The 22,471-nt window shown below is 69.5% G+C and carries 24 protein-coding genes; 12 read left to right on the forward strand and 12 right to left on the reverse strand.

The features are described from left to right. Positions 1–246: 246 nt before the first annotated feature. From ABL312_RS02150 to ABL312_RS02185, 8 genes are all read left to right on the forward strand, one after another. Complete coding sequence (locus ABL312_RS02150) at positions 247–1,689, forward strand: MFS transporter (protein ID WP_349359736.1); 1,443 nt, start codon at positions 247–249, stop codon at positions 1,687–1,689. Then, a complete protein-coding gene (locus ABL312_RS02155; RefSeq protein WP_349359737.1) occupies positions 1,686–2,096 on the forward strand; it encodes a hypothetical protein in 411 nt (136 codons plus the stop codon). Before ABL312_RS02150 ends, ABL312_RS02155 begins: the two co-directional genes overlap by 4 nt. A 154-nt stretch (positions 2,097–2,250) precedes the next feature. Further along, positions 2,251–2,781 (forward strand): copper chaperone PCu(A)C, encoded by a 531-nt coding sequence (locus ABL312_RS02160; protein WP_349359738.1) that lies wholly within the window; start codon positions 2,251–2,253, stop codon positions 2,779–2,781. A gap of 7 nt (positions 2,782–2,788) precedes the next feature. Next, the gene (locus ABL312_RS02165) at positions 2,789–3,409 is read left to right on the forward strand and encodes an SCO family protein (RefSeq protein ID WP_349359739.1); all 621 of its coding nucleotides are present in this window, start codon (positions 2,789–2,791) and stop codon (positions 3,407–3,409) included. Positions 3,410–3,423: 14 nt separating this feature from the next. Continuing rightward, on the forward strand, positions 3,424–3,651 hold the full coding sequence (locus tag ABL312_RS02170) for a hypothetical protein (RefSeq protein ID WP_349359740.1): 228 nt from the start codon (positions 3,424–3,426) through the stop codon (positions 3,649–3,651). A 27-nt stretch (positions 3,652–3,678) separates the two neighbouring features. After that, on the forward strand, positions 3,679–4,422 hold the full coding sequence (locus ABL312_RS02175; RefSeq protein ID WP_349359741.1) for a TlyA family RNA methyltransferase: 744 nt from the start codon (positions 3,679–3,681) through the stop codon (positions 4,420–4,422). A 62-nt stretch (positions 4,423–4,484) separates the two neighbouring features. Then, positions 4,485–5,780: an RNA methyltransferase gene (locus ABL312_RS02180; RefSeq protein WP_349359742.1), complete on the forward strand. Its 1,296-nt coding sequence runs from the start codon at positions 4,485–4,487 to the stop codon at positions 5,778–5,780. Positions 5,781–5,853: 73 nt separating this feature from the next. Beyond that, a complete protein-coding gene (locus ABL312_RS02185; RefSeq protein ID WP_349359744.1) occupies positions 5,854–6,936 on the forward strand; it encodes a class I SAM-dependent methyltransferase in 1,083 nt (360 codons plus the stop codon). 67 nt (positions 6,937–7,003) lie between these two features. On the opposite strand, the gene ABL312_RS02190 is transcribed toward ABL312_RS02185, so the two are convergent. From ABL312_RS02190 to ABL312_RS02200, 3 genes are all read right to left on the reverse strand, one after another. Beyond that, entirely contained in the window at positions 7,004–7,258 is a 255-nt protein-coding gene (locus ABL312_RS02190; RefSeq protein WP_349359745.1) for an exodeoxyribonuclease VII small subunit, read from the reverse strand. Between the two features lie 124 nt (positions 7,259–7,382). Beyond that, positions 7,383–8,312, reverse strand: a complete 930-nt coding sequence (locus ABL312_RS02195; protein WP_349359746.1) for a histone deacetylase family protein — start codon at positions 8,310–8,312, stop codon at positions 7,383–7,385. Positions 8,313–8,709: 397 nt separating this feature from the next. After that, positions 8,710–9,708 carry an L-threonylcarbamoyladenylate synthase gene (locus tag ABL312_RS02200; protein ID WP_349359747.1) on the reverse strand — a complete coding sequence of 333 codons (999 nt, stop codon included), beginning with the start codon at positions 9,706–9,708 and terminating at the stop codon, positions 8,710–8,712. Between the two features lie 299 nt (positions 9,709–10,007). On the opposite strand from ABL312_RS02200, the gene ABL312_RS02205 reads away from it, so the two are divergent. From ABL312_RS02205 to ABL312_RS02215, 3 genes are all read left to right on the forward strand, one after another. Further along, complete coding sequence (locus ABL312_RS02205) at positions 10,008–11,801, forward strand: acyl-CoA dehydrogenase (protein WP_349359748.1); 1,794 nt, start codon at positions 10,008–10,010, stop codon at positions 11,799–11,801. Between the two features lie 83 nt (positions 11,802–11,884). After that, positions 11,885–12,625 carry a crotonase/enoyl-CoA hydratase family protein gene (locus ABL312_RS02210; protein WP_349359749.1) on the forward strand — a complete coding sequence of 247 codons (741 nt, stop codon included), beginning with the start codon at positions 11,885–11,887 and terminating at the stop codon, positions 12,623–12,625. An 82-nt stretch (positions 12,626–12,707) separates the two neighbouring features. Then, on the forward strand, positions 12,708–13,571 hold the full coding sequence (locus tag ABL312_RS02215) for an NAD(P)-dependent oxidoreductase (protein WP_349359750.1): 864 nt from the start codon (positions 12,708–12,710) through the stop codon (positions 13,569–13,571). Positions 13,572–13,596: 25 nt separating this feature from the next. On the opposite strand, the gene ABL312_RS02220 is transcribed toward ABL312_RS02215, so the two are convergent. From ABL312_RS02220 to ABL312_RS02250, 7 genes are all read right to left on the reverse strand, one after another. Then, positions 13,597–13,740 (reverse strand): hypothetical protein, encoded by a 144-nt coding sequence (locus tag ABL312_RS02220; protein ID WP_349359751.1) that lies wholly within the window; start codon positions 13,738–13,740, stop codon positions 13,597–13,599. Between the two features lie 13 nt (positions 13,741–13,753). Further along, entirely contained in the window at positions 13,754–14,734 is a 981-nt protein-coding gene (locus ABL312_RS02225) for a J domain-containing protein (protein ID WP_349359752.1), read from the reverse strand. A 144-nt stretch (positions 14,735–14,878) separates the two neighbouring features. Next, positions 14,879–15,418: an RT0821/Lpp0805 family surface protein gene (locus ABL312_RS02230; RefSeq protein WP_349359753.1), complete on the reverse strand. Its 540-nt coding sequence runs from the start codon at positions 15,416–15,418 to the stop codon at positions 14,879–14,881. Between the two features lie 259 nt (positions 15,419–15,677). After that, complete coding sequence (locus ABL312_RS02235; RefSeq protein WP_349359754.1) at positions 15,678–16,652, reverse strand: CorA family divalent cation transporter; 975 nt, start codon at positions 16,650–16,652, stop codon at positions 15,678–15,680. Positions 16,653–17,273: 621 nt separating this feature from the next. Next, positions 17,274–17,414 (reverse strand): hypothetical protein, encoded by a 141-nt coding sequence (locus tag ABL312_RS02240; RefSeq protein ID WP_349359755.1) that lies wholly within the window; start codon positions 17,412–17,414, stop codon positions 17,274–17,276. Between the two features lie 272 nt (positions 17,415–17,686). Next, positions 17,687–18,622: a DUF1499 domain-containing protein gene (locus ABL312_RS02245; protein WP_349359756.1), complete on the reverse strand. Its 936-nt coding sequence runs from the start codon at positions 18,620–18,622 to the stop codon at positions 17,687–17,689. A 93-nt stretch (positions 18,623–18,715) separates the two neighbouring features. Next, positions 18,716–20,338, reverse strand: a complete 1,623-nt coding sequence (locus ABL312_RS02250; RefSeq protein ID WP_349361321.1) for a long-chain-fatty-acid--CoA ligase — start codon at positions 20,336–20,338, stop codon at positions 18,716–18,718. 209 nt (positions 20,339–20,547) lie between these two features. Here ABL312_RS02250 and ABL312_RS02255 point away from each other — a divergent pair, with 209 nt between their 5' ends. Then, entirely contained in the window at positions 20,548–20,919 is a 372-nt protein-coding gene (locus tag ABL312_RS02255; protein ID WP_349359757.1) for a hypothetical protein, read from the forward strand. Between the two features lie 17 nt (positions 20,920–20,936). On the opposite strand, the gene ABL312_RS02260 is transcribed toward ABL312_RS02255, so the two are convergent. Beyond that, a complete protein-coding gene (locus tag ABL312_RS02260; protein WP_349359758.1) occupies positions 20,937–21,653 on the reverse strand; it encodes an HAD family hydrolase in 717 nt (238 codons plus the stop codon). Beyond that, on the reverse strand, positions 21,650–22,360 hold the full coding sequence (locus ABL312_RS02265) for an HAD family hydrolase (protein WP_349359760.1): 711 nt from the start codon (positions 22,358–22,360) through the stop codon (positions 21,650–21,652). Before ABL312_RS02265 ends, ABL312_RS02260 begins: the two co-directional genes overlap by 4 nt. Between the last annotated feature and the right edge of the window lie 111 nt (positions 22,361–22,471).

Raw genomic sequence — 22,471 nt, forward strand, 5'->3', positions numbered from 1 at the left:
CCGATGCAAGTCGGCGTTCGTTCTGTTTCGGGGTCTCATCCGCATGGTCGCGCTTGTGCGCGCCGATCCGGCATTCGTGCCGGCACGTCGGTGGAGTGGCTTCGAGAGCGTCACACAGGCGAGGGTGGAACAGGTCTGCCGTTGCGGCAGGGCACGCAAGTGCGCCGACCCGACCTCGCAATCATCCGCATCGGCCGCGCCTCGCGCCGGCCCGGCCCTCCGAACCAGAAAGACGGGAGCGTGTTCATGGCTCAGGCTCTGGCGCCGGTGACGGCGCTGCTTTTGTCGATCGCCCTGCTCATTGCCGGGCACGGTCTGCAAAGCACGCTTCTGCCGCTTGCGGGCGCGCAGTTCGACTTCTCCGACGTGGCGATCGGTACGATCTCGTCGAGTTACTTCTTCGGTCTCGTGCTGGGCTGCATCGGCGCGCCCTATGTCATCATGCGCGCCGGTCACATCCGCGCCTTCGCGGCGCTGGTGTCGCTGATGTCGGGGGCGGCGATCCTGCATCCGATCGTGGTCGAGCCGATCACCTGGAGCGTGATCCGCATCGTCTCGGGTTTCTGCCTGGCCGGCTTCTACATGATCGTGGAAAGCTGGCTCAACGAGCAGGCCAGCAACGAGAACCGCGGCACGATCATGTCGATCTACATTCTTCTGGTCTACGCGAGCATGACGCTGGGCCAGGTGTCGATCACGACGATGGATGTGGCGACCTTCGTGCCCTTCGCGGTGGCCTCCGTGGCCGTGAGCCTTGCGGTGATTCCGGTTTCGCTGACCACCGCCAACCAGCCGGCGCCGATCACCGTGGTGCGGTTTCGTCCGATCAAGCTCTACCGGACCTCGCCGACGGCGCTGGTCGCGGTGCTGATGATCGGCGTGACCCAGGGCGCGATCTGGATGATGACGCCGCTCTACGGCATCCAGATCGGGCTGACGATCAATGAGGCCGCCTTCTTCGCGGCGGCGATCATGGGCACCGGCGCGCTCGTGCAATGGCCCTTCGGGCGCCTGTCGGACCGCTTCGACCGTCGTCTCGTGCTTCTCGGCCTGGCCGGCGCGGCGGTGGTGATCTCGCTGGTGCCGTCGGTCCTCGCGATCGACGGTTTCTGGATGGCGATGACGCTGGCGGTGGCGATCGGCGTCGCCACCCAGCCGGCCTATGCGATCGCCGCCTCGCACGGCTACGACTACGCCGACCCCGAGGAATACGTCGAAACCTCCTCCGGCCTGACGCTCGCCTTCGGCATCGGCTCGGCCTTCGGACCGCTGACGGCCTCGCTGCTGATGGACCGCGCCGGACCGTCGGGCCTGTTCCTGCTGGTCGCGATCGTTCAGTTCGCCATGGCGGCCTATATCGTCAGCCGCCTGTTCCAGCGCTCGTCGCTGCCGGCGGAGGAAAAGACCGACTACGACTACGCCTCGACCGCCTCCGTCGGTACCGTCATCTCGCCCGAGCCGCTCGACGTGGAAGACCCGCAGGTCATCCCGCCGGAGGAGTTCCCGGCCTATGACTACGACACCGAGGAAAGCGACGAGAGCGAGACGGTCCACGACGAGCATGTGGCGGCGAGCGAGCCCGCTCCGCCGAAGCCGCGCGTGCGCTGGCGCCGCCCCGCGCCGCACGGCCGGATGCGGCAAATGATGCCTCGACGCCGCCGCCGAGTTGCGGCATTGTCGCGCGCATGATCGGACGGTCCGACTTCCTTCGTCTCTTGCGCCGCGAGGCGCTGCCGCTGGCCGTTGTCGCGATGCTGGCCCTGTTCCTGCAGGGCCTGATCGCGCCGATGGTCGCGGCCGCGACGAGCGTCGGCGGGCCGAATCCCTTCGATCTCTGCCTGACCCTCGACGCCGCCGCCGACGAGCCCGCGCCCTCCGGCGATCCGGGCGGGCACGGTCATGACGCCTGTCCCTGCGGTCCCGTCTGCCCGCATGCCAGCGCTTGCGTGAACGCGCGCGGTCTCGCCCCCGCGTCCCCCTGGGCGCTCGACGCCGACCCTGCGTCGGCTCCCGGCCTGCGGGCACATCTGGAGGCGCGCCCCGACCGGGCGGCCTTCCTGCGCGCGCGCGGCATCCGCGGTCCCCCATCCATGTGAGAGTTATCCGGCGCGCCTCCGCCCTCGCCGGAGCCCGCGTCCTTGCCGGCCGATACGCCGGTGTCTTCTCTTTTCGCATTCAAAAACCGCACTCGGAGCCGTTTTCCCGCTTGGATCGGCCGCGTGCGTCTCACACGCTTGATGGATGAAACTCATGACCTTCGTGAAAACCCTCGCTCTCGCCGCCGCGCTCGCCACGCCCTTCGTGCTGGGCTCCGTGCCCGCCTCCGCCGGGGACGTCACCGTCGGCGACCTGACGCTCTCCAACGCCTGGACCCGCGCCACGCCGCCGCGCGCCATGGCCGGCGGCGGCTTCGTCACCATCACCAATGCGGGCGAGGCCGACCGTCTCGTCGCCGCCTCCGCGCCGGTTTCGGAAAAGACCGAACTGCATGAGATGGTCGTCACCGACGGCGTGATGAAGATGCGCGAGATGGAAGGCGGCATCGAGATTCCCGCCGGCGGGACCGTGGACCTGAAGCCGGGCGGCCTCCATGTGATGTTCATGGGCCTCAAGGCGCCGATCAAGGAGGGCGAGACCGTGCCGGTGACGCTCACCTTCGAGAACGCCGGCACCGTCGAAGTGTCCTTCACCGCGGAGAAGATCGGCGCCAAGGGCATGGGCATGGGCACCGGGGGCGGCATGAACGGCACCGGCATGAAGCACGGCCAGTCCAAGAACTGAGGAAACGATGTCCGGTTTGAAACTCATTCGCTATGGAGCATGGGCGGCGGTTGCCGCCCTGCTCGTCGTGGTCGGCTATGTGACGGTCGGCTACTACCAGCAGGCATCGGAGGGCGGCGGGCTGATCTCGCCCGTCGCCTCCATCGGCGGGCCGTTCACGCTGACGGACGCGGCGCGCGAGGTCGAAGTCACCGAGGCCGACTTCAAGGGCAAGCCCTCGGCCTTCTTCTTCGGCTTCACCTATTGCCCCGACGTATGCCCGACGACGCTCGCCGAAACGCAGGGCTGGATCGAGGAATTGGGGGACGATGCCGACAAGATCGACTTCGCCTTCATCTCCGTCGATCCGGAGCGCGACACGCCCGAGGTCATGCGCGACTACGTCGCGGCCTTCGACGAACGCATCCGTCCGCTGACCGGCACGCGGGCGCAGACCGACGCGATCATCGAGGCCTATCGGGTCTACGCCAAGCGGGTGGAGCTCGACGACGGCGACTACACGATGGACCACACCGCCTCGGTCTTCCTGATGGATGCGGACAACCGGTTCGTCGGCACGATCGCCTGGGGCGAGGCGCATGAAAACGCCATGGCGAAGCTGCGCCGCTTGATCGACACGGCGTCCTGACGGACACTCGCGGCATGAGCGCGCACAGCGAGATCCTGCCCATCGCCGAGACCGGCGACACCGCACCCGGTTCGACCGGGCCCGGGTCGCCGGATCGTGGCGGGGAGGCGTCCGGCGGTCTGATCCTGCCCGCCGTGCTGTTCTTCGCCATCGCGATGGCGGCGACGCTCGGCCTGTGGTGGCTCTACGGCGAGCGGCTCTTCGTCGACCGGCTGCTGACGGGGCTCGCCAATTGCTTCTGACCAGCGTGTCCGGGCCGGGGCGTCGCCATGGCTGAGCGCCTGCGTCTCGATCAGCTTCTGGTGCAGCGCGGGCTGGCCGAAACGCGCGCGCGCGCCCGCGACGCGATCCTGCGGGGCACGGTGCGTGTCGCAGGCGCGCCTGCCGACAAGCCGGCGCAGCGTGTGCCTCTGGACGCGGAGATCGCGTTTGACGATCCCGCCGCGGGCTATGTCTCGCGCGCGGCGTTGAAACTCGTCGGCGCGCTCGATGCCTTTCCCATATCCGTTCAGGGCCGCATCGCGCTCGACCTCGGCGCCTCGACCGGCGGCTTCACGCAGGTGCTGCTGGAGGCGGGGGCGGCGAAGGTGCACGCCATCGACGTCGGTCACGACCAGCTGCACCCGCGCATCGCCGCCGAACCGCGCGTGGTGCGGCGCGATGGCGTGAACGCCCGCGCGCTCACCCTCGCGGATCTCGACGGCGACCGGCCGGGGGTCGTGGTGAGCGACATGAGCTTCATCTCGCTGCGTCTGGCGCTGCCGCCCGCGCTCGATCTGGCGGCCCCCGGCGCCGACGGCGTGTTTCTGGTCAAGCCGCAGTTCGAGGCGGGGCGGGAGAACATCGGCAAGAAGGGACTTGTCGATCCCGAGACCGGGGCGGGATGCGCGCGCGCCATCGCCGACTGGCTGGCCGCCCGGCCCGGCTGGCAGGTGCGCGGCCTTGAACCCTCGCCGATCACGGGCAGTGACGGCAACGCCGAATGGCTGCTGGTGGCGCGCAAGGAAGCGTGACAATCGCCGGGCCGGGCGCCATTGCGCTTGCAAGTCCCGCCCGCGCGCTGTAACCGGCGCCCATGACACGCAAACGCCCGCCGTCCACACCCTCCGCTCCGCCGCCCGTCGAGGCGACCTGCACGATTGCCGCGCTCGCCCACAAGGGGGAGGGGCGCGCGGAGATCGACGGCGTGACTGTGCATGTGCCCTTCACGCTGCCGGGCGAGACCGTGCGCGTCGAACATGCGGGCGGACGCGGGCGCCTGCTCGAGGTGCTGACGTCCGCGCCGGACCGGGTCGCGCCCGCCTGCCGGCATTTTGGAACCTGCGGGGGCTGCGCGCTTCAGCACATGGAGCAATCCGCCGTGCTCGGCTGGAAGCGCGATCAGGTGGTCGCGGCCCTTGCCGCGCGCGGGCTGGAGGCGGCGGACACTGTCCGCGCCACGGTCGATGCGCATGGGGCGGGACGCCGGCGGGCGGTCTTCGCCGCGACGCGCGCCGGGAACAAGACGCTTTTCGGCTTCCACGAGCGCGCCAGCCATCGGCTTGTCGATCTTGCCGAATGTCCCGTTCTGGTGCCGGAGATCGTCGCCGCGCTGCCCGATCTCAGGCGGCTGGCATCTGCCGTGCTGCCGCGCAAGGGCGAGGTGGCCGTCACGGTGCTGGCCAGCGGGACCGGTCTCGACGTCGATCTGAAGACCCCGGCGCGGCTGGCGCACAAGGAGGTGCCGGCCCTCGTGGAGCAGGCGATGGCGGCGGGCCTCGCGCGCCTGTCGGTCAATGGCGAGCCGCTCGTTGAGGCGCGCGCGCCGACGCTCGACATGGGCGGCGTGGCGGTCGTGCCGCCGCCGGCGGGCTTCGTGCAGGCGACGGCGGCGGGCGAGGCGGCATTGGCCGGCCTCGTCGCGGAGGCGGTCGGGGACGCGCGCAAGGTCGCGGATCTCTTCGCCGGCGTGGGCACCTTCGCGCTACGCCTCGCCCGACAGGCAAGCGTTCATGCGGTGGAGAGCGAGCGTGCCGCGCTCGACGCGCTCGATGCGGCGATGCGCCGAGGTGGAGGCGCCTTGCGCGAGATCCGCGCCGAACGCCGCGATCTCTTCCGCAATCCGCTGACCGCCGGCGATCTCGACGATTTCGGCGCGGGCGTGGAGGCGGTGGTCTTCGATCCGCCAAGGGCCGGCGCGGAAGCCCAGGCGCGCGAGATCGCCCGCTCCAGGGTGCCGCGCATCGCGGCCGTTTCCTGCAATCCGGCAACGCTCGCCCGTGATCTGCGCCATCTGGTCGATGGCGGCTATCGCATCGAGACCGTCACGCCTGTGGACCAGTTTCGCCACGCGCCCCATATTGAGGTGGTGGCCGGTCTGGTGCGCGCCTGAGCGACGCCGGGCCCGGCCCCGACACGGGATGGCCGGACGGTTGCGGCGGGAGGCGTGGATGGCGGAGACCCCCTTGGACACTCTTGCGACCTGGTCGCGGCGGGCGGCCTATGCCGCCCGGCAGGGCGCGCGGGTCGGCTGGTTCGCGGCCCATGGGGAACTGGCGCAGGCGATCACGAAACGCGTGGCCCGGCGCCATGGCTCGGCCGGCAGCAAGGCGCCCCGACGCCGGCCCATCGGCCCGACGCCCGACCAGCGCCGCCTCTTCGCCCAGATCGCCGATCTCTTTCGGCGCGATCTCGCCAATGTCGAGGCCGGACATTATCCCTTGCCCTCAGGCGAGTTCGGGTCTCCGGCCGCCTTTCTCGACTTGAGCCGGCGGTTCCTGGCGGATGTGCCCAAGGTGGCGCGCCGCCGCGCGACCGGCGCGCATCAGGAGGTGTTCGAGGCGACCCGCGACGAACCGGCCGGCCTGCCGCGCTACTATCGCCAGAACTTCCACTTCCAGACCGACGGCTGGCTGTCGCGCGACAGCGCGCGCATCTACGATTTTCAGGTGGAGGTGCTGTTCAAGGGGGCGACGGCGGCGATGCGCCGTCAGGCGTTGGTGCCGCTCTCGCAGCTGCTGCGGCAGAAGGACCAGCGCCGCGTGGCCTATGCAGACATCGCCTGCGGCACGGGCGGGTTGCTCGCGCCGGCGCTCACCGCCTTTCCCCGGCTTGCCGGCGTCGGCGTGGACCTGTCGCACCCCTACCTGCAGCATGCCCGCACGACCCTTTCCCGGCGGGCGCGCGCCCGTGCGTCCTTCGTCACGGCCCCGGCCGAGGCGCTGCCCTTCGCCGACGACAGCCTCGATGTGGCAAGCTGCGTCTATCTGTTTCACGAGCTGCCGCCGAAGGTGCGCCGTCAGGTCGCCGCCGAGTTCGCCCGCGTGTTGAAGCCGGGCGGGCTGCTGATTTTCGCCGACAGCCTGCAGGAGGGCGACCTGCCGGAAAACGACGGGCTGCTGCACCTCTTCCCGGCGCTCTTTCACGAGCCCTATTACGAGGGCTATCTCACCGACGATCTCGACGGGATGTTCGCGCGCGCCGGTCTGCGGCTCAGGGAGATGACGCCGGCCTTCCTGACGCGGGTCGCGGTCTACGAGAAGGTGTAAGGCAAAGGCGGGCGCCCACCTTCGGCGCGCCGCCCGGTCGGTCGACGTCAGGTCAATCGACGCGGGGTCAGTCGACGTCGAGCGGCTCGGTCCCGGCCGGTCGGCCATCGGCGGCGAGCTGGATCTTTTCCACCTTCGCTTCGGCCGCCTTCAGCAGCTTGTCGCAATGCCGGCGCAGCGCGTCGCCGCGCGAATAGAGCTGTATGCTTTCCTCAAGCGGCACGTCGCCGCGCTCCAGCCGGCCGACGATCTCCTCCAGTTCCTTGAGCGCGACCTCGAAGCTGAGGTCCGTGAGGTCGGGATCGGGGGCGTCGCTGGTCAAATCGGCTGCTCCGGCTCGCACTGAGGGTCACGGCCGCCATGGTAGAGGCGGCGTCCGGGCGCGACAAGGCGCAGCGCCCGGTCGTGAACAGCCAATTCGCCGGCTCCGTGTGTCGGGTGCCGCGTCAGGAGTTCATCAGCGTCATGATGTGCGCCGCCGTGGAGCGGGCGAGGCCTTCCAGGTCGTAGCCGCCTTCCAGCAGCGAGACGACGCGCCCGCCGCAGGTCTTGTCCGCCACCTCCATTAGCTTGACGGTCGCCCAGGCGAAATCCGCTTCCACCAGGTTCAGCCCGCCGAGCGGATCGCGCACATGCGCGTCGAAGCCGGCGGAAATGATCACCAGATCGGGCGAGAAGGCTTCCAGCCGGGGCAGGATGGCGATGTCCATCGCCTCGCGGAACTCCGCCCCGCCGTCGCCGGCGGACAGCGGCGCATTGACGATGTTGTCGCTCTCGCCGCGCTCGCCGGTGTCGCCGGAGCCGGGATAGAGCGGCATCTGGTGCGTGGAGCAATACATTACGCTGGGGTCGTTCCAGAAGATGTCCTGCGTACCGTTGCCGTGATGGACGTCGAAGTCGATGATCGCGACGCGGTCGGCGCCGTATTCGGACTGGGCGTAGCGCGCCGCGACGGCGGCGTTGTTGAAGAAGCAGAAGCCCATGGCGCGGGCCCGTTCGGCATGGTGGCCGGGGGGGCGGCTCGCCGAAAAGGCGTTGGTCACCTTGCGCTGCATGACCTCGTCCACCGCCCGGCAGGCGGAGCCGACCCCGCGCATCGCCGCTTCCCAGCTGCCCGGCGACATGGTGGTGTCGGCGTCGATGCGCACCAGCCCGTCCTGCGGCGCCGAATTGTGCAGCATGTCGATGTATTCCGACGGGTGCACGCGGGCGATGTCGACCACCCGGCCCATGGGCGCGACGTCGCGCTCCAGCGACTGGAACCGCTCGTGCTCGAGAATCCGGTCGATGGCGCGCAGGCGGTCCGGGCGCTCCGGATGGCCGACCGGCGTCAGATGATCGAGATAGGACGGATGGTGCAGGTAAAGGGTCGACAAGCGCGTTTCCTCGGGCACGTTTTGTGTTTGTGATTGCCGCCATCTGATCGGCGCGCGCGAGCCCTGTCAATGAGCGAGGTCAAGATGCGACCGGGCGCGCGCGGGGCCGTCATCCCGTGCGGACGCGATACCAAGGCGTCGGCCGTCGACTGAAAAAAGACCGGGGCGGCGACAGGTCGCCGGCCCCGGTGTGCAAAGGTGCGGGCACGCATGAGCCCGTTGGGGAGGTCCGCTGCATCATGAAATCGGTGCCAGAGGATCTGGCCGATCCAACGAAAGCACCTCAAGGCTAGCCCGCGCGTTTTACAGGGAAAAGATCGTAAAACGTCTTATGGACGAAAGTCCCTCGGAAAAGGGCGTAGGTAAAAATGACGTGTTGCTTGTGCGGTGGCCTGCGTCATCCGGTTTCACGCGGTGCGGCGGCGCGGCGGAGCCGGTCGTTGATCGCCTCGCCGAGCCCGTCGGTCGGCACCGGCATCGCGGCGATGGTCGCGGCGCCGGAGGCATCGAGGCGGCGCAGCGCGGTGAAGAGCCGGGCGGCGGCCTGCACCAGATCGCCGGAGGGGCTCAGGTTTTCGACCGCCACCGCGCCCTCCGCGCCGGGGGGCATGTCCGCGCCGAAGGCGAGCAGCGCCTCGCCGGGCATCACCGCGCGCGCGTCGAGCCGGACGGCGGCGCCCGGCGCATAATGCGATGTCAGCATGCCGGGTGCGGCGGGCGCGTCCGGCTCTTGCGCCGGAGCCCCTTCCAGCGGGCAACCGAGCACGGCCTCAATCTCGGCGCGGGCAATGCCGCCGGGGCGCAGCAGGCGCGGGGTTGCGTCGGTCAGCCCGACGATGGTGGATTCGACCCCGACGGGGCAGGGGCCTGCATCGATGAGCACGGCAAGTGCTGTGCCCAGATCCTCGGCCACCGCGTCGGCGGTCGTGCCGGTGATGCGTCCAGACCGGTTGGCACTGGGGGCGGCGAGCGGCACGCCACAGGCTTGGGCGAGCGCACGCATGATCGGCGCGGCAGGCACCCGCAGCGCGATGGTCTCCAGCCCGGCGGTCGCCAGATCGCAGACGGGGCTGTCGGCGCGTTTCGGCACCACGAGGGTGAGGGGCCCCGGCCAGAAGGCGTCGGCGAGCGCCCGCGCGCGGGCGTCGAACACCCCGTGCCGCTCGGCCGCAGCCCGGCTCTCCACATGGGCGATCAGGGGATTGAAACTCGGTCGCCCCTTGGCCTGATAGATCGCCGCGCAGGCCTCGGCGTCGGTGGCATCGGCGGCGAGCCCGTAGACGGTCTCGGTCGGCACCGCGACCAGCTTGCCGGCCCGCAGCGCCGCGATCGCCGCGGAAAAGCCGGCGTGGCGCGTCGGATCGGGGTCGGAAGGAGAAACGGTCCAGCGCTGCATGGGGTGCTCGGTGGGGTCCTGTGCGATGGCCCGGTGGGAAAGGCGGGTCTTGCAAGCGCCGACGGCGGAAAAAATATGCAGTACATGGCGTTACGTCACTGGTTGACGTTTACGTCATCGCATCCCATCCTCCCGCCGGCGTGCCTCGGGCCAGGGGCGTCCGGTTGCCGAAAGGCCGATGAGATGCGGTTTTTGCGGGCTTCGCCGGCCGACGTCAAGTCGCCGATGACCGATCGACCGTAGCATGGGCGACCTCCACCCGGGGCGCGACGCACAAGACAATCAGGGAAGGACGCCACATGTACAACGCGCCGGTTTCGGAGATCGCTTTCACGCTCAAGCATGTGGCCGGGCTTGCCGATGTCCTGGCCGCCGATGCGGGCGGGGAGCTGTCGGAGGATCTGGTCGTGGCGATCCTGGAGGAGGCCGGCCGGTTCGCGGGCGAGGAAGTCGCGCCACTCAATATGCTCGGCGACCGGGAAGGCGCGCGGCGCGACGCGCAGGGCAGCGTGACCATGCCGGCCGGCTGGAAGAGCGTCTATGACGCCTGGTGCGCGGGCGGCTGGAACGGGCTGACCGGCGCGCCGGACCATGGCGGGCAGGGCCTGCCGGTGATGCTGCAGGCGGCCACCTTCGAGATGTGGAATTCCGCCTCCATGGCCTTCGCGATGGGGCCGATGCTCACCATGGGTGCGATCGAGGCGCTGGAGGCGCATGCCAGCGACGAGCTGCGCGCGCTCTATCTGCCCAGGCTGGTATCGGGCGAGTGGACGGGCACGATGAACCTGACCGAGCCGCAGGCCGGGTCCGATCTCAACGCCCTGCGCACGCGCGCCGAACCCGCCGGCGACGGCACCTACCGGATCACCGGGCAGAAGATCTACATCACCTATGGCGAGCACGACCTGACCGACAACATCGTGCATCTGGTTCTCGCCCGCCTGCCCGACGCGCCGGCCGGCACGCGCGGCCTGTCGCTGTTTCTCGTTCCCAAGATCCTCGTCGAGGCGGATGGATCGCTCGGGGCGGCGAACGACGTGCGCTGCGCCGGTCTTGAGCACAAGATGGGCATTCATGCCTCGCCGACCTGCACCATGGTGTTCGGCGACGAGGGCGGGGCCGTCGGCTGGCTCGTGGGCGAGGAGAACCGGGGCCTTGCCTGCATGTTCACCATGATGAACAACGCCCGGCTCGCCGTCGGCATCCAGGGGCTCGGCGTTGCCGAGGGCGCCCTGCAGAAGGCGACGGCCTATGCGCTGGAGCGCCGCCAGGGGCGGGCGCCGGGCGCGCGCGGCGACGGCATGAGCCCGATTGCCGCGCATCCCGACATCAAGCGCACCCTGCTGGCGATGCAGGCCTGGACGCAGGTCGCCCGATCGATCTGCCTGACCACGGCGCAGGCCCTCGACATGGCGCGCCTGGCGGGCGACGCCGAGGCCCGCGCCCGCTGGGGCGCGCGGGCCGCGCTGCTCACGCCGGTGGCCAAGGCGCTGTCGACCGACATCGGCTTCGAGGTCGCGTCGATGGGCATGCAGGTGCATGGCGGCATGGGCTACATCGAGGAAACCGGCGCGGCACAATTGCTGCGCGACGTCCGCATCGCCTCCATCTACGAGGGCACCAACGGCATCCAGGCCATCGATCTGGTGCAGCGCAAGCTGCCGATGGAGGGCGGCGCGCCCGTCCGCGCGTTGATTGAGGAGATCTCCGGGGTGGCCGAGGCCGCCGGCGGCGCCCCGACCGACAGCGGCTTGGCCGACCGCGGCTTGGCCGACAGCGGGGCACGGCTGGCGCGCGCCGCTGCCGCGCTGAGGCAGGCGGTCGACTGGATGGGCGCCGCACTCGCCGAGGGACGCACCGCCGAGGCGCTTGCGGGGGCTACGCCCTTCCTGCGGTTGCTCGGCACCGTCCATGGCGGCGCGCTGCTGATCAAGGGGGCGCTCGCGCGCCGCGACGACACGAGCCCCGCGGCCGGCCACCGGCGCCTGCTCGCACGCTATTTCGCCACCGCGCATCTGGGGGAGGCGGAGGCCCTCAAGGATCAGGTAACCGGTGGCGCCGAGGCCGTGGTGGCGTACGATCCGCTCGTTTGATCCGCTTGCGTTCGCCGATTGCCTGAGCCAAGGGGGCGGGCAGTCCCCCGACACGACCCGTTTCACAAGATCAGAGGACCACGATGATCGACATCGAGAGGCAGGACGGCATCGAGATCCTGCGGATGAACCGCCCGGCCAAGAAGAACGCGCTCACCGGCGAGATGTATTCAGCCCTGGCCGAGGCGCTGGAGCGCGGCAACGCGGACGACGAGGTGCGCGTGCATCTGGTCTGCGGCGTGCCGGGCGCCTTCACCGCCGGCAACGACATCGCGGATTTCCTCGCCTTCGCGGGGGAGGGCGGGCTTGCCAATGCGCCGGTGGTGCGCTTCCTGCGCGCGCTGGCCGACTGCCGTACGCCGCTCATTGCCGCCGTGGACGGTCTGGCCATCGGCGTCGGCACGACCATGCTGTTTCACTGCGACATGGTGTTCGCCAGCCCGCGCGCGCTGTTCAAGACGCCCTTCGTGGACCTCGGACTGGTGCCCGAGGCCGGGGCCAGCCTGCTGGCGCCCGCGCTCATGGGGCATCAGCGCGCCTTCGAGCTGTTGTGCCTCGGCGAAAGCTTCGATCCGGTGCGCGCCAAGGCGGCCGGCTTCGTCAATCACATCGCGGCGGAAGAGGAGCTGGAGGCCCGCGCGCTCGCCTCGGCCCGCGCGATTGCCGAAAAGCCGCCGGGGACGATGCGCGCCGCGCGCGATCTGCTGGTCGGCGACCGGGCGGCGCTGAAGGCGCGGATCGAGGAGGAGATCGCCCTCTTCGCCGAGTGCCTGCGCTCGCCGACGGCGCAGGCCGCCTTCGCGAGGTTTCTCGACAAGAGCTGACGACGCCGGCCGGCGTCCGTCGCAGGAAGTATCGACAGGCTCCCGGCGCGCCGGCGCGTCCGGGCAACGGGGAGGACGAGACATGTCACTGAAGGGAAAGACGCTGTTCATCACCGGCGCCTCGCGCGGGATCGGCAAGGCGATCGCGCTCCGGGCTGCCCGCGACGGCGCCAATATCGCCATCGCCGCCAAGACCGCCGAGCCGCATCCCAAGCTCGAGGGCACCATTCACACGGCGGCGGAGGAGATCGAGGCGGCCGGCGGCACGGCCTTTCCGCTGATCGTCGACGTGCGCGACGACGACCGCGTCAAGGCCGCCATCGACGAGACGGCCGCGCGCTTCGGCGGGCTCGATATCCTGGTCAACAACGCGAGCGCTATCCAGCTCACGCCGCTCGCCCAGACCGACATGAAGCGCTTCGATCTGATGCATCAGATCAACACGCGCGGCACGCTGGCCTGCTGCAAACACGCCGAGCCGCATCTGGAGCGGGCGGAAAACCCGCATATCCTGATGCTGTCGCCGCCGCTCGACCTGCAGGAAAAATGGTTCGCGCCCTTCACGCCCTATGCGATCGCGAAATACGGCATGAGCCTCGCGGTGCTTGGGCTGGCCGGAGAGTTGCGCCCCAGGGGGATCGCCGTCAATGCGCTGTGGCCGCGCACGACCATCGCCACGGCCGCGATCCGGAACCTGATCGGGGGCGACGAGATGGTGCGCGCGAGCCGCACGCCGGACATTCTCGCCGACGCGGCCTATGAGATCTTTCTCAGCCCGGCCCGCGCCTTTTCGGGTCAGTTCCTGATCGACGACACGTTCCTCGCCGCGCGTGGCGTGACCGACTTCGACAAGTATCGGGTCGATCCGACGGTGGCGCTGACGCCGGACTTCTTCGTGCCAGACGATGTGCCGGCGCCGGCCGGTCTCGGCAAGGTCGGGGAGTAAGCCTGCCGCCTACAAACCCTCCCCTCTACCAACCGAGGGCGCGCCAGGCGAGCGCGCCGAGGAAGGCGGCGATGCACACGACGAGCGCGACCGCGCGCAGGACCGGATGACTGTCCTCGCGCGATCCGCGCCGGTGGGGCGGACGGGGTTTGCCGGGCCGGTCTCCCATCGCCTGCTCGCGGTCAGCTGAATTCGGGTCCGCGCGGGCGGTAGGGCCGCAGCTCCTTCCAGGCGCGCATCAGCGTCTGCAGTTCCTCGTCGCCGTCTTCCGGCAAGACGATGCGTGGCGCGATCAGCAGATCGCCGCGCCCGCCGTTCTTGTTGGGCAGGCCCTTGCCCTTCAGGCGCATGGTCTTGCCGCTCGCCGCCGCATTGGAGATCTTGAGGTTGATGGCGCCGTCGAGGGTCGGCACGCGCACCTTTTCCTCCAGCACCGCCTCATAGAGCGTGATCGGCAGGTCGAGCTTGAGATCGTCGCCGGACGGGGTGAACAGCGGGTGGCGGGCCAGACGCACCTCGACGATGGCATCGCCCGCCGGCGCATGGTTCTCGCCCGGATGACCCTGGCCGCGCAGGCGGATCTTCTCGCCGTCGGTGGTGCCGGCCGGCAGCTTGACGTCGACCGACTTGCCGCTTGGGAGCGTGACGCGGGCCTTGCCCTCGTGGACGAGCTGTTCGAGCGTCACCTGCGCGGTGATCTTCACGTCCTCGCCGCGCCGGGGACGGGCCGTGCGCCCGCCGCCCGCGCCGAAGCCCGCGCCCTGCGCGCCCGCTCCGCCGCCGAAGCCGCCGCCGCGCCCGCGTCCGCCGAACCCGCCGAGAATGTCGTTCAGGATGTCGTCGAAGCCGCCGGCGCCGCCCTGCGCGCCGCCGAAGCCGCGCGCCTGGCGGAAGATGTCGCTGTCGGCGAAGCCGTCGAAGCCGTGCGCCTGGAAGCGCGGCTTTCCTTCCGCGTCGATCTCGCCGCGGTCGAACTGCGCGCGCTTCTCCTTGTCGCCGAGGATCTCATAGGCCTGGCTCGCTTCGGAAAAGCGTTCCTTCGCCGTCGGATCGTCGGCGTTCTGGTCCGGGTGATAGGTCTTGGCGAGCTTGCGATAGGCTCGCTTGATCTCCGCCTCGCTCGCCGATTTTCCGACGCCGAGGACCGTATATGGATCGCGCATGGTTCAGGACCGCAGGTTCAAGGGGTTCGACCCGGTATACACCGGGGGAAGGCTCGCAAACCATATGGGAATTGATAGGAATAAAATCCAGATCCCTCACGCCTGAAGCGGGCGGGGACGCGGGGGGCACCGAACGGGCGGCGATCAGCCTTGCGGCGCGTCCGCCGGCGGGGTCTGCGCCTGGGTCTGCGTCGCCTCGCCGTCGGCCTCGGTGAGGTCGATGACCTGCCAGGTTTGCATCGCGTCCTGGCAGGCGACGCCGTCATAGGCGCGCAGGCCGCCGATGGTGTTGGCGGTGGTGCGGAAGCGTGCGCAGCCCGTTCCCGAGGCGATGGTGTCGTCGGTCAGTGCGAGGATCGTGCCGGAATTGCCCGAAAGCGGATTGGTCCAGGAAAAGGGCGGTTGCGCGGTCGTGCTGCCGCGCGCGGTGGCGATTGCCCTGGCGATGACGGCGCGGTCCTGGGCGCCGATGTCGACATCGGCGGTGTTCTGCTCCGCGTCGATCGAGCCGGTCAGATCGAGCGGCGTCGCCGGATCCGCGCTGCCGACCGGCATCGACACGCCGCCGCAGGCCCCGGCGAGCAGCGCCAGCGCGAGCGAGATCCCGAGGCCGGCGGCCGTGCGGCCGCCGCGCGCGGCGAAACGAGAGCGAGGATCGATCCGTGTCATGGGAATCGGTGTCATGGGACCTGTCCCGTGTTCGGGCGCCGGGCGCATGTCCCGACGCGGGGTCGCAGCGGCGTGGCAACGCACGACTGTGACGTCAGAGCAACAGTGTCCGGGAAAAGGCTTAACAAATGGTAAGGCCAACCGGATGGGGATCCCGTTTCCACAGATGCCAGCGGCGGTTATGGCGCGCGCCCATGAGCGTGGCCTGCCATGGCGGGGGCGCGCGGTGGAAGGCGACGTTTCGTCGCGTGTGCGGCGCGGACTTGCGGCGGGACTAGAGAAGCTTCTTCCAGCGGAAGTAGAGGAAGGTGAGCAGCACCGACAGCACCATGACGCCGAGCGAGAAGGCGTAGCCGTAGCTCCAGTCCAGTTCCGGCATGCCCTGGAAGTTCATGCCGTAGATCGAGGCGATCAGCGTCGGCGGCAGGAAGACGACGGCCAGAACCGAGAAGATCTTGATGATCTGGTTCTGCTCGAGGTTGACCAGCCCGACGGTGGCGTCGAGGAGGAAGTTGAGCTTGGCGTCGAGGGCGCTGGCGTGCTCGCGGATGGAGCGGATGTCGCGGCCGAGCGCCTTGCACTGGGCCTTCTGCGCGGAGCTCAAGCGCAGCGTTCCGCTGTTCAGCGACAGGAAGAGAAACAGCCGCTCCAGGCTGGCGCAGGAATCGTGCATCCGCGCGACCTTGACCCCGACACGGCCGATCTTCTGGATCGTCGCCTGGTAGATGGCGCTCTTGCGGCTGTCGATCTTTCCCTCGAACACCTCGCTCGCAATGGCGTCGAAGGTGCCGGAGCACTCCTCGATGACGTCGGCCGCCCGGTCGGCGATGGCGTCGAGCAGGATGAAGAGCGCACCGTTGCTCGTCTCGACACCGGCGGCCTCCGATTGCACGCGCTTGCTGGCCATCCCGATGGAGATCGGCTCGGCTTCGCGGATCGAAACCAGCCGCCGCGCGGTCGCGGCGAGCGTCATGGACGAGGTTCCGGGATCGGGGACGCGCGCCACCATCGGCATGACCAGCGTCATGACCAGTGCGTCATGCGCCTGGTAGAGCCGCTCCGAGGTTTCGATGGCGACGACGTCGGTGCGGTCGGGCAGCGGCGCGCCGATCCAGCGCGCGAGGCCGGCGCGCGTCGCCTCCTCCGGGGCGCAGACATCGAGCCACACGGCCTCCGCCGGCACGTCCTCAAGGCTCGCACAGGGAACGGCGGCAAGCCTGCCATCGCGCGGTACATAGGCGGTGATCATGCGGGAACGCCTCCGAATCGTCCGACCTGTCTCGCAGATCTTGGAGACAGACGCATGTCAGCGAAAGGCAGAGGTTCGCGGAAGACGGACGGCAGCGAACGCGCGGGCAGACGTGGCACCGGGCGAACTGCGCGTAAAAAGGCGGCCTGCAAACGCGCGCCGACATTCGCGCCGGCCTTGGGTGTCGAAACGGCGTTGCGCGCCAGCCTCCGCCTTTTGGCGGCAAGGGGCGCGGCTTTCGTCATGCGCGGGGGCCGGGTTCGGCGCGCCGGAGCGCCCGGGATCGCGCAGAGACCGCGTTGGCCGCCGCCTGAGTCCAGACCTTCGAGGTAGGCCATCTGAAGATAGCCAAGCACTGAAGACAGGCAACGACTGAAGACAGCCAAGGACCGAAGACAGGCAACGACCGAAGACAGGCAGAGACACAGCCGCCGCGGCAGACCCGCGACGCGGGTCGGCGCATGCTTCCGGCAGGCCGCGTCCGGGGCGCCGCTTCGGGCACCGTGTATCAGGCGGCTTGTATCAGGCGGCTTGCATCAGGCTCGTCGCATCACGCGCCCTGTGTCTTGCCCCCGCAGACCTGACAGGTGCGGCGACCCGGGCACTCGCGATGCGGCGGGCTTACTTGCCCGCGGCGCCGGCTTTCTTGCTCTTGTTGCAGAGCGTCGCGGCGGTCACCGCGTTGATGCCGACGGGCTTGTACAGGGCGTCGAGATCGGGACGCGGGTTGGCTTGGGCGGCGTCGTTCGGCTTCGCGGTCATCTTTCCAGTCCGGTTTGGCGATCCGGGATCGGGGCTGTCGGCTCGGGCTCATTCCCAAGCATTTCGAAAAAATCCCGTCCGATTGGGACGAAACTAAGGATGCGGCATGGAAACACGGTGATTCCAGTCACATTCGATATCGCCCTGTAAGATTTCGCGATTTTCCGTCAGCCGGCGCAATGTCCGCCGGGCCGCGCGTCCCAGAGGTCGCCAAGCGAAATTCCGCTTCTAAAACAGGTCTCTGGCCTGTGTTGACCGGGTCGGCTGGCGGCTTATTGGTAGATTTCCGAGAGATCGTCCGGCAGCGGCGGAAGATCGTCGGCCGCCGGCGGCGCATCGGGCGCGGTTTCCTCCGGTTTGGTGCCCGGCGTCGGCGGCGGCCCCTCCTCGCGCGGCTGTGCGTTCGGATCGAGCAGCGGCAGGTCTTCGGCTTCCTCGTCGTCCTCCACCGCTTCCACCGCGCCAAAGGTCGCGACCAGGACCGCGTCCAGGTCCTCGAAAAAACGGCGGATGCGCCGGGCGTTGGCGCCGAGATCGTGGCGGCCGTAGCGCGAGGCGGAGCGGATGTCGAGCCGCGCGCCGACGGGATCGGGCAGGATGCGCACCGCGATGTCGTCGCGAAAGGCGAAGAGAAGCGAGGTGGCGACGGCCTGGAAACGGGTCGGCTCGTCGGGCATGCCGGGCGGCAACTCGCCGGTGATGGTCCAGTCGGCGGCCTCGGCGGCGCTGCGTGCAGCCGCATGCAGTTCCGCCGGCGTCACGCGGAAGCGGCGCGTCACCAGCCCCGGATAGGCCTCCGGATCGCCCGGCGCATAGGCGCGCGTCCCGCGCTCCCCGTCCGGCGCGACGATGGGCGGCGGCGTTTCCCGATCGGTGCTGACGTCGGCGACGAGCGGATAGCGCACGAAGTCGACAAGCCCGAGCGCAACCGGCAGAAGCGCCACCAGACCGAAGCCGATGCCGCGCACCGCCCGCCCCCAGCCCAAACCGCCGCGCGCCCACAGAAGCGCCATGGCGAGCGCGCCCAGAAGAACCGCCGCGCCGGCGAGCAGGAACCCCAGCCCCAGCACGCCGAACAGCTGCGGCGTGGTGACGATTTGCGCGCGATGCGCCAGCGCCCCGACCACCAGCACCGGAAGGGCGAGGCGTCCCAGGCGATGACTGACGGCGGCGAGCCGCGAGCGGTGGACGGGGAGCACTGTGCGCATGGGAAGGGCGGGCGGATCCGTGTCGTGACGTCTGGCACAGGGCTTAGCACGCCGGCGCGCCCTTGCGAACTGTCCCGCGAGATCCGCGCGCGCTCACGCCTCGAAGGTGAAGTCGGAAAACTGCTCGCGCAGCGCCGTCTTCTTGATCTTCCCCGTCGCGGTGTGCGGGATCTCCTCCACGAAGATCACGTCGTTCGGCATCCACCATTTGGCGATCCGCCCCTCGAAGGTGGCGAGGATCTCCTCCTTGCCGGGCTCCGTGCCGTCCTTGGGAACGACGATCAGCAGCGGGCGTTCGTCCCACTTGGGATGGGCGACGCCGATGACGGCGGCCTCGGCGACGTCCGGATGCAGCAGGGCGAGGTTTTCCAGATCGATGGTCGAGATCCATTCGCCGCCCGACTTGATGACGTCCTTGGCCCGGTCGGTGATCTGCATGTAGCCGTGTGCGTCGATATGCGACACGTCGCCGGTGTCGAAGAAGCCGTCCTCGTCCAGGATCCCGGCCTTGTCTTCCTTGAAATAGCTGCGCGTCACCGCCGGTCCGCGCACCTTCAGCCGGCCGAAGGTCTTGCCGTCCCAGGGGCGCTCGGTGCCGTCGTCGTCGGTGACCTTCATCTCCACCGTGAAGGGCGCGTGTCCCTGCTTCTCCTGCAGGTCGAGGCGGGCCTCGCCGGCGAGATCGGCGACCTCGGGCTTGAGCGAACACACGGTGCCGAGCGGGCTCATCTCGGTCATGCCCCAGGCGTGCATGACGCGCACGTCGTAGACCTCCTCGAAGGCCTTGGTCATGGCCCGTGGACAGGCCGAGCCGCCGATGACCACGCGCTCAAGGTGAGGCAGGGTCCTGCCGGTCTTTTCCAGATATTGCAGCAGCATCAGCCACACGGTCGGCACGGCGGCGGTGAGCGACACCTTTTCCGTGTCGAGCAGTTCCCAGATCGCCTCGCCGTCCATGCGCGGCCCCGGCATGATCATCGCCGCGCCCGCGAGCGGGCAGGAAAAGGCGAGCGACCATCCGTTGGCGTGAAACAGCGGCACGACCGGCATGACCCGGTCCCGCGCGGCGAGGCTCAGCATGTCGGGCACGCTCACCGCCATGGCGTGCAGCACGTTGGAGCGATGCGAGTAGACGACGCCCTTGGGATTGCCGGTGGTGCCGGAGGTGTAGCACATGCCGGCGGCGGCGTTTTCGTCGACCTCGACCCAGGCGAAATCCGCGTCGGCTTCCGCCAGCCATTCCTCGTAGGGCGAGGCGGGAAAGGACGTTTCCGGCATATGCGCGGCATCGGTCAGCACGATCACGTGTTCCACGCTCGTCAGATCCTTCCAGATCGCCTCGACGATGGGAACGAAGGTGAGATCCACGACGAGCAGCCGATCCTCCGCATGGTTGATGATCCAGGCGATCTGGTCGGGGAACAGGCGCGGATTGACCGTGTGATAGACCGCGCCGATCCCCAGCAGGCCGTACCAGGTCTCCATGTGGCGCCAGGTGTTCCAGGCGAGCGTCGCGACCCGGTCGCCTTCCGTGAGCCCGTAGCGCTGGAACCGCTTGGCGAGGGTGAGCGCGCGCTGACGCAGCTCGGCGTAGGTGGTGCGATGGATCGGTCCCTCGACGGAGCGCGACACCACCGCGCGGGTCGGGTGATTGCGGGCCGCGTGATCGAGAATCCGCGGGCAGGTCAGCGACCAGTCCTGCATCAGGCCGGGCATGACGGGCGTGGGCATGCGTTGTCCTCCGGAAGGGTAAGTCATTCTTCTGGTGTGTTTTTTATCGGGACAACCTTAGCACCGGGGTCGGGGGCGCTGTCCAGCGTCATGAAGGTCGGCGGAGGCGATCCGCCGGCTTGACCCGCCGGGCTCCGGGCCGCACGCTGGGAACCGCAACCGGCAGGCATCTGACCGCAAGGACGGGGAACGACATGAGCGAAGGCGACGAGCGGGGCGCGGGCGCGCAGGGCTATCTCGAGACGGGCCCGGCCAACGTCCAGTTGATCTATGTGCTCTATCTGGTCGGACTGGCCTTCGGCCTGACGGCGCTGATCGGCGTTGTGCTGGCCTATATGAACCGGGGCGCGGCGAGCGGCGTGCTCGCGAGCCACTACACCTATCTGGTGCGCACCTTCTGGCTGGCGCTCGGATACGGTCTCGTCGCGGCCGTGCTGATGGTGGTGGGCATCGGCTTCCTGCTGATGATCGCCGTCGCCGTGTGGCTGATCCTGCGCTGCCTCAGGGGATTGCAGTGGATCGGGCGCGGCGAGCCGGTGCCCGATCCGCGCAGCTTTCTCATCTGACGGAGAGTTGCCCGGAATTACCCCGTGGCCTGCGCCTCGATCCAGGCGAGCGCCTCGGCGAGCGAGCCGGCCACGTGATCGGCGTGGGGCGCCAGCACCTCCGCGCCGACCGTGCCGCTGGTGACGGCGAGCGTGCGCGCGCCGGCGGCGCGTCCAGCGTGCATGTCGTGCAGGCTGTCGCCGACCATCACCACCTCGTGTGGCCTCACGCCGACGGCGGCGCAGAAACCGTGGATCATCCCCGGCTCCGGCTTTGCGCCGTGGCCGCTGTCGGCGCCGATGACGGCGGCGAAGCGGGTCTCGAGGCCGAGCGCCGTCAGCTGCGTGCGGGCCGAGGCTTCGGAATCGTTGGTCGCCACGCCAAGCGCCAGGCCGCGCGCCGCGAGCGCATCCAGCACCGGCACCAGATCGCCAAAGGGGGTGAGATGCGGCAGACTCATGTCGCCGATGCGGGCGTCGATGTCGGCGAACAGCGCCTCCAGATCGACATCGCCGAGCACGGCGCCCCAGGCCTCGGCGACCTCGTCGTTGGTGCCGGCGACCAGCACGGAATCGGGCGCGAAGCGGCGCGTCTCCAGCAGATAGCCGCTCGCCTCGGCGAGCCCCGCCAGCACCGCTGCGTCGCCTTGGGAAACCTCCTCGATCAGCGTGTGGAAGGTTGGCGCCCAGGTCGCCTGAAAGTCGATGAGCGTGCCGTCCTTGTCGAACAGCACCGCGCGCACGCTCTCGCTCATGCCGCGCGCTCCCCGCGCGCCAGCGGCAGCAGGTCGGCCATCGTGTCGAGCAGCACGTCGCTGTCGCGTGCCAGCGTCTCGCGATCCACCGCGCCGGTCGGCACGGCGACGCGGATCATGCCGGCCGCTTGCGCCGCATGCATGTCGTGCAGGCTGTCGCCGACCATCGCGATCTCGCCCGGCGCGATCCCGGTATGGCGGGCGAAGGCGAGAAGCTGACCCGGCGCGGGCTTGCGCCCGTGGCCGCTGTCGTAGCCGGCGAGAAAGCTGAAGGCCGGCGCGAGCCCCAGCGCCGCCATCTGCGCGCGCGCCGAGGCCTCCGTGCCGTTGGTGGCAAGCCCCAGCGGCAGCCCCGAGGCATGCAGGGACGTGAGCGTGTCCACCACCCCCTCGAAGGGCGTGACGGAGCGGGTGCAGTGGTCGAGCAGCGTCGCCTCGATGCGGGCGAGCATGGCATCCGGATCCGGCTCGCCCAGCACCTCGGCCCAGCCGGCGGCGTAATCCGCCGGGGCCTGCACCTTGAGCGGCGAGGGGCCGGTGAAACGGGCGGCCTCCACGTCGAACATCGCCATCTCGCTCAGGGTGTCGAGCCGCCCGGCGTCGCCGGCCGAAAGATCGCGCAGCACGGCGGCGATCGCCGGACCCCAGGTCCGGTCGAAGTCGGTGAGCGTGCCGTCGCGGTCGAAGAGAACGGCCTTGATGCGCATGTGGGAAATCCGTGATGACGAGGGAGGACGCGTGCGGGCCGCGTCGTCATGCCATGTCGGCCCGCGCCCGTCAAAGATCAAGGCGCCCTGGAAAGAAGATCTGGCCGAGAG

This window comes from Stappia sp. (assembly GCF_040110915.1).
Classification (GTDB): domain Bacteria; phylum Pseudomonadota; class Alphaproteobacteria; order Rhizobiales; family Stappiaceae; genus Stappia.

Excerpts from the sequence above, each read along its gene's own strand:
- ABL312_RS02180 (WP_349359742.1), top strand. The coding sequence starts at position 4,485 with ATGACACGCAAACGCCCGCCGTCCACACCCTCCGCTCCGCCGCCCGTC.
- ABL312_RS02225 (WP_349359752.1), bottom strand. The coding sequence starts at position 14,734 with ATGCGCGATCCATATACGGTCCTCGGCGTCGGAAAATCGGCGAGCGAG.
- ABL312_RS02260 (WP_349359758.1), bottom strand. The coding sequence starts at position 21,653 with ATGAGCGAGAGCGTGCGCGCGGTGCTGTTCGACAAGGACGGCACGCTC.
- ABL312_RS02170 (WP_349359740.1), top strand. The coding sequence starts at position 3,424 with ATGAGCGCGCACAGCGAGATCCTGCCCATCGCCGAGACCGGCGACACC.
- ABL312_RS02240 (WP_349359755.1), bottom strand. The coding sequence starts at position 17,414 with ATGACCGCGAAGCCGAACGACGCCGCCCAAGCCAACCCGCGTCCCGAT.
- ABL312_RS02215 (WP_349359750.1), top strand. The coding sequence starts at position 12,708 with ATGTCACTGAAGGGAAAGACGCTGTTCATCACCGGCGCCTCGCGCGGG.
- ABL312_RS02200 (WP_349359747.1), bottom strand. The coding sequence starts at position 9,708 with ATGCAGCGCTGGACCGTTTCTCCTTCCGACCCCGATCCGACGCGCCAC.
- ABL312_RS02175 (WP_349359741.1), top strand. The coding sequence starts at position 3,679 with ATGGCTGAGCGCCTGCGTCTCGATCAGCTTCTGGTGCAGCGCGGGCTG.
- ABL312_RS02245 (WP_349359756.1), bottom strand. The coding sequence starts at position 18,622 with ATGCGCACAGTGCTCCCCGTCCACCGCTCGCGGCTCGCCGCCGTCAGT.
- ABL312_RS02265 (WP_349359760.1), bottom strand. The coding sequence starts at position 22,360 with ATGCGCATCAAGGCCGTTCTCTTCGACCGCGACGGCACGCTCACCGAC.
- ABL312_RS02255 (WP_349359757.1), top strand. The coding sequence starts at position 20,548 with ATGAGCGAAGGCGACGAGCGGGGCGCGGGCGCGCAGGGCTATCTCGAG.
- ABL312_RS02150 (WP_349359736.1), top strand. The coding sequence starts at position 247 with ATGGCTCAGGCTCTGGCGCCGGTGACGGCGCTGCTTTTGTCGATCGCC.
- ABL312_RS02205 (WP_349359748.1), top strand. The coding sequence starts at position 10,008 with ATGTACAACGCGCCGGTTTCGGAGATCGCTTTCACGCTCAAGCATGTG.
- ABL312_RS02165 (WP_349359739.1), top strand. The coding sequence starts at position 2,789 with ATGTCCGGTTTGAAACTCATTCGCTATGGAGCATGGGCGGCGGTTGCC.
- ABL312_RS02235 (WP_349359754.1), bottom strand. The coding sequence starts at position 16,652 with ATGATCACCGCCTATGTACCGCGCGATGGCAGGCTTGCCGCCGTTCCC.
- ABL312_RS02250 (WP_349361321.1), bottom strand. The coding sequence starts at position 20,338 with ATGCCCGGCCTGATGCAGGACTGGTCGCTGACCTGCCCGCGGATTCTC.
- ABL312_RS02155 (WP_349359737.1), top strand. The coding sequence starts at position 1,686 with ATGATCGGACGGTCCGACTTCCTTCGTCTCTTGCGCCGCGAGGCGCTG.
- ABL312_RS02160 (WP_349359738.1), top strand. The coding sequence starts at position 2,251 with ATGACCTTCGTGAAAACCCTCGCTCTCGCCGCCGCGCTCGCCACGCCC.
- ABL312_RS02210 (WP_349359749.1), top strand. The coding sequence starts at position 11,885 with ATGATCGACATCGAGAGGCAGGACGGCATCGAGATCCTGCGGATGAAC.
- ABL312_RS02220 (WP_349359751.1), bottom strand. The coding sequence starts at position 13,740 with ATGGGAGACCGGCCCGGCAAACCCCGTCCGCCCCACCGGCGCGGATCG.
- ABL312_RS02230 (WP_349359753.1), bottom strand. The coding sequence starts at position 15,418 with ATGACACCGATTCCCATGACACGGATCGATCCTCGCTCTCGTTTCGCC.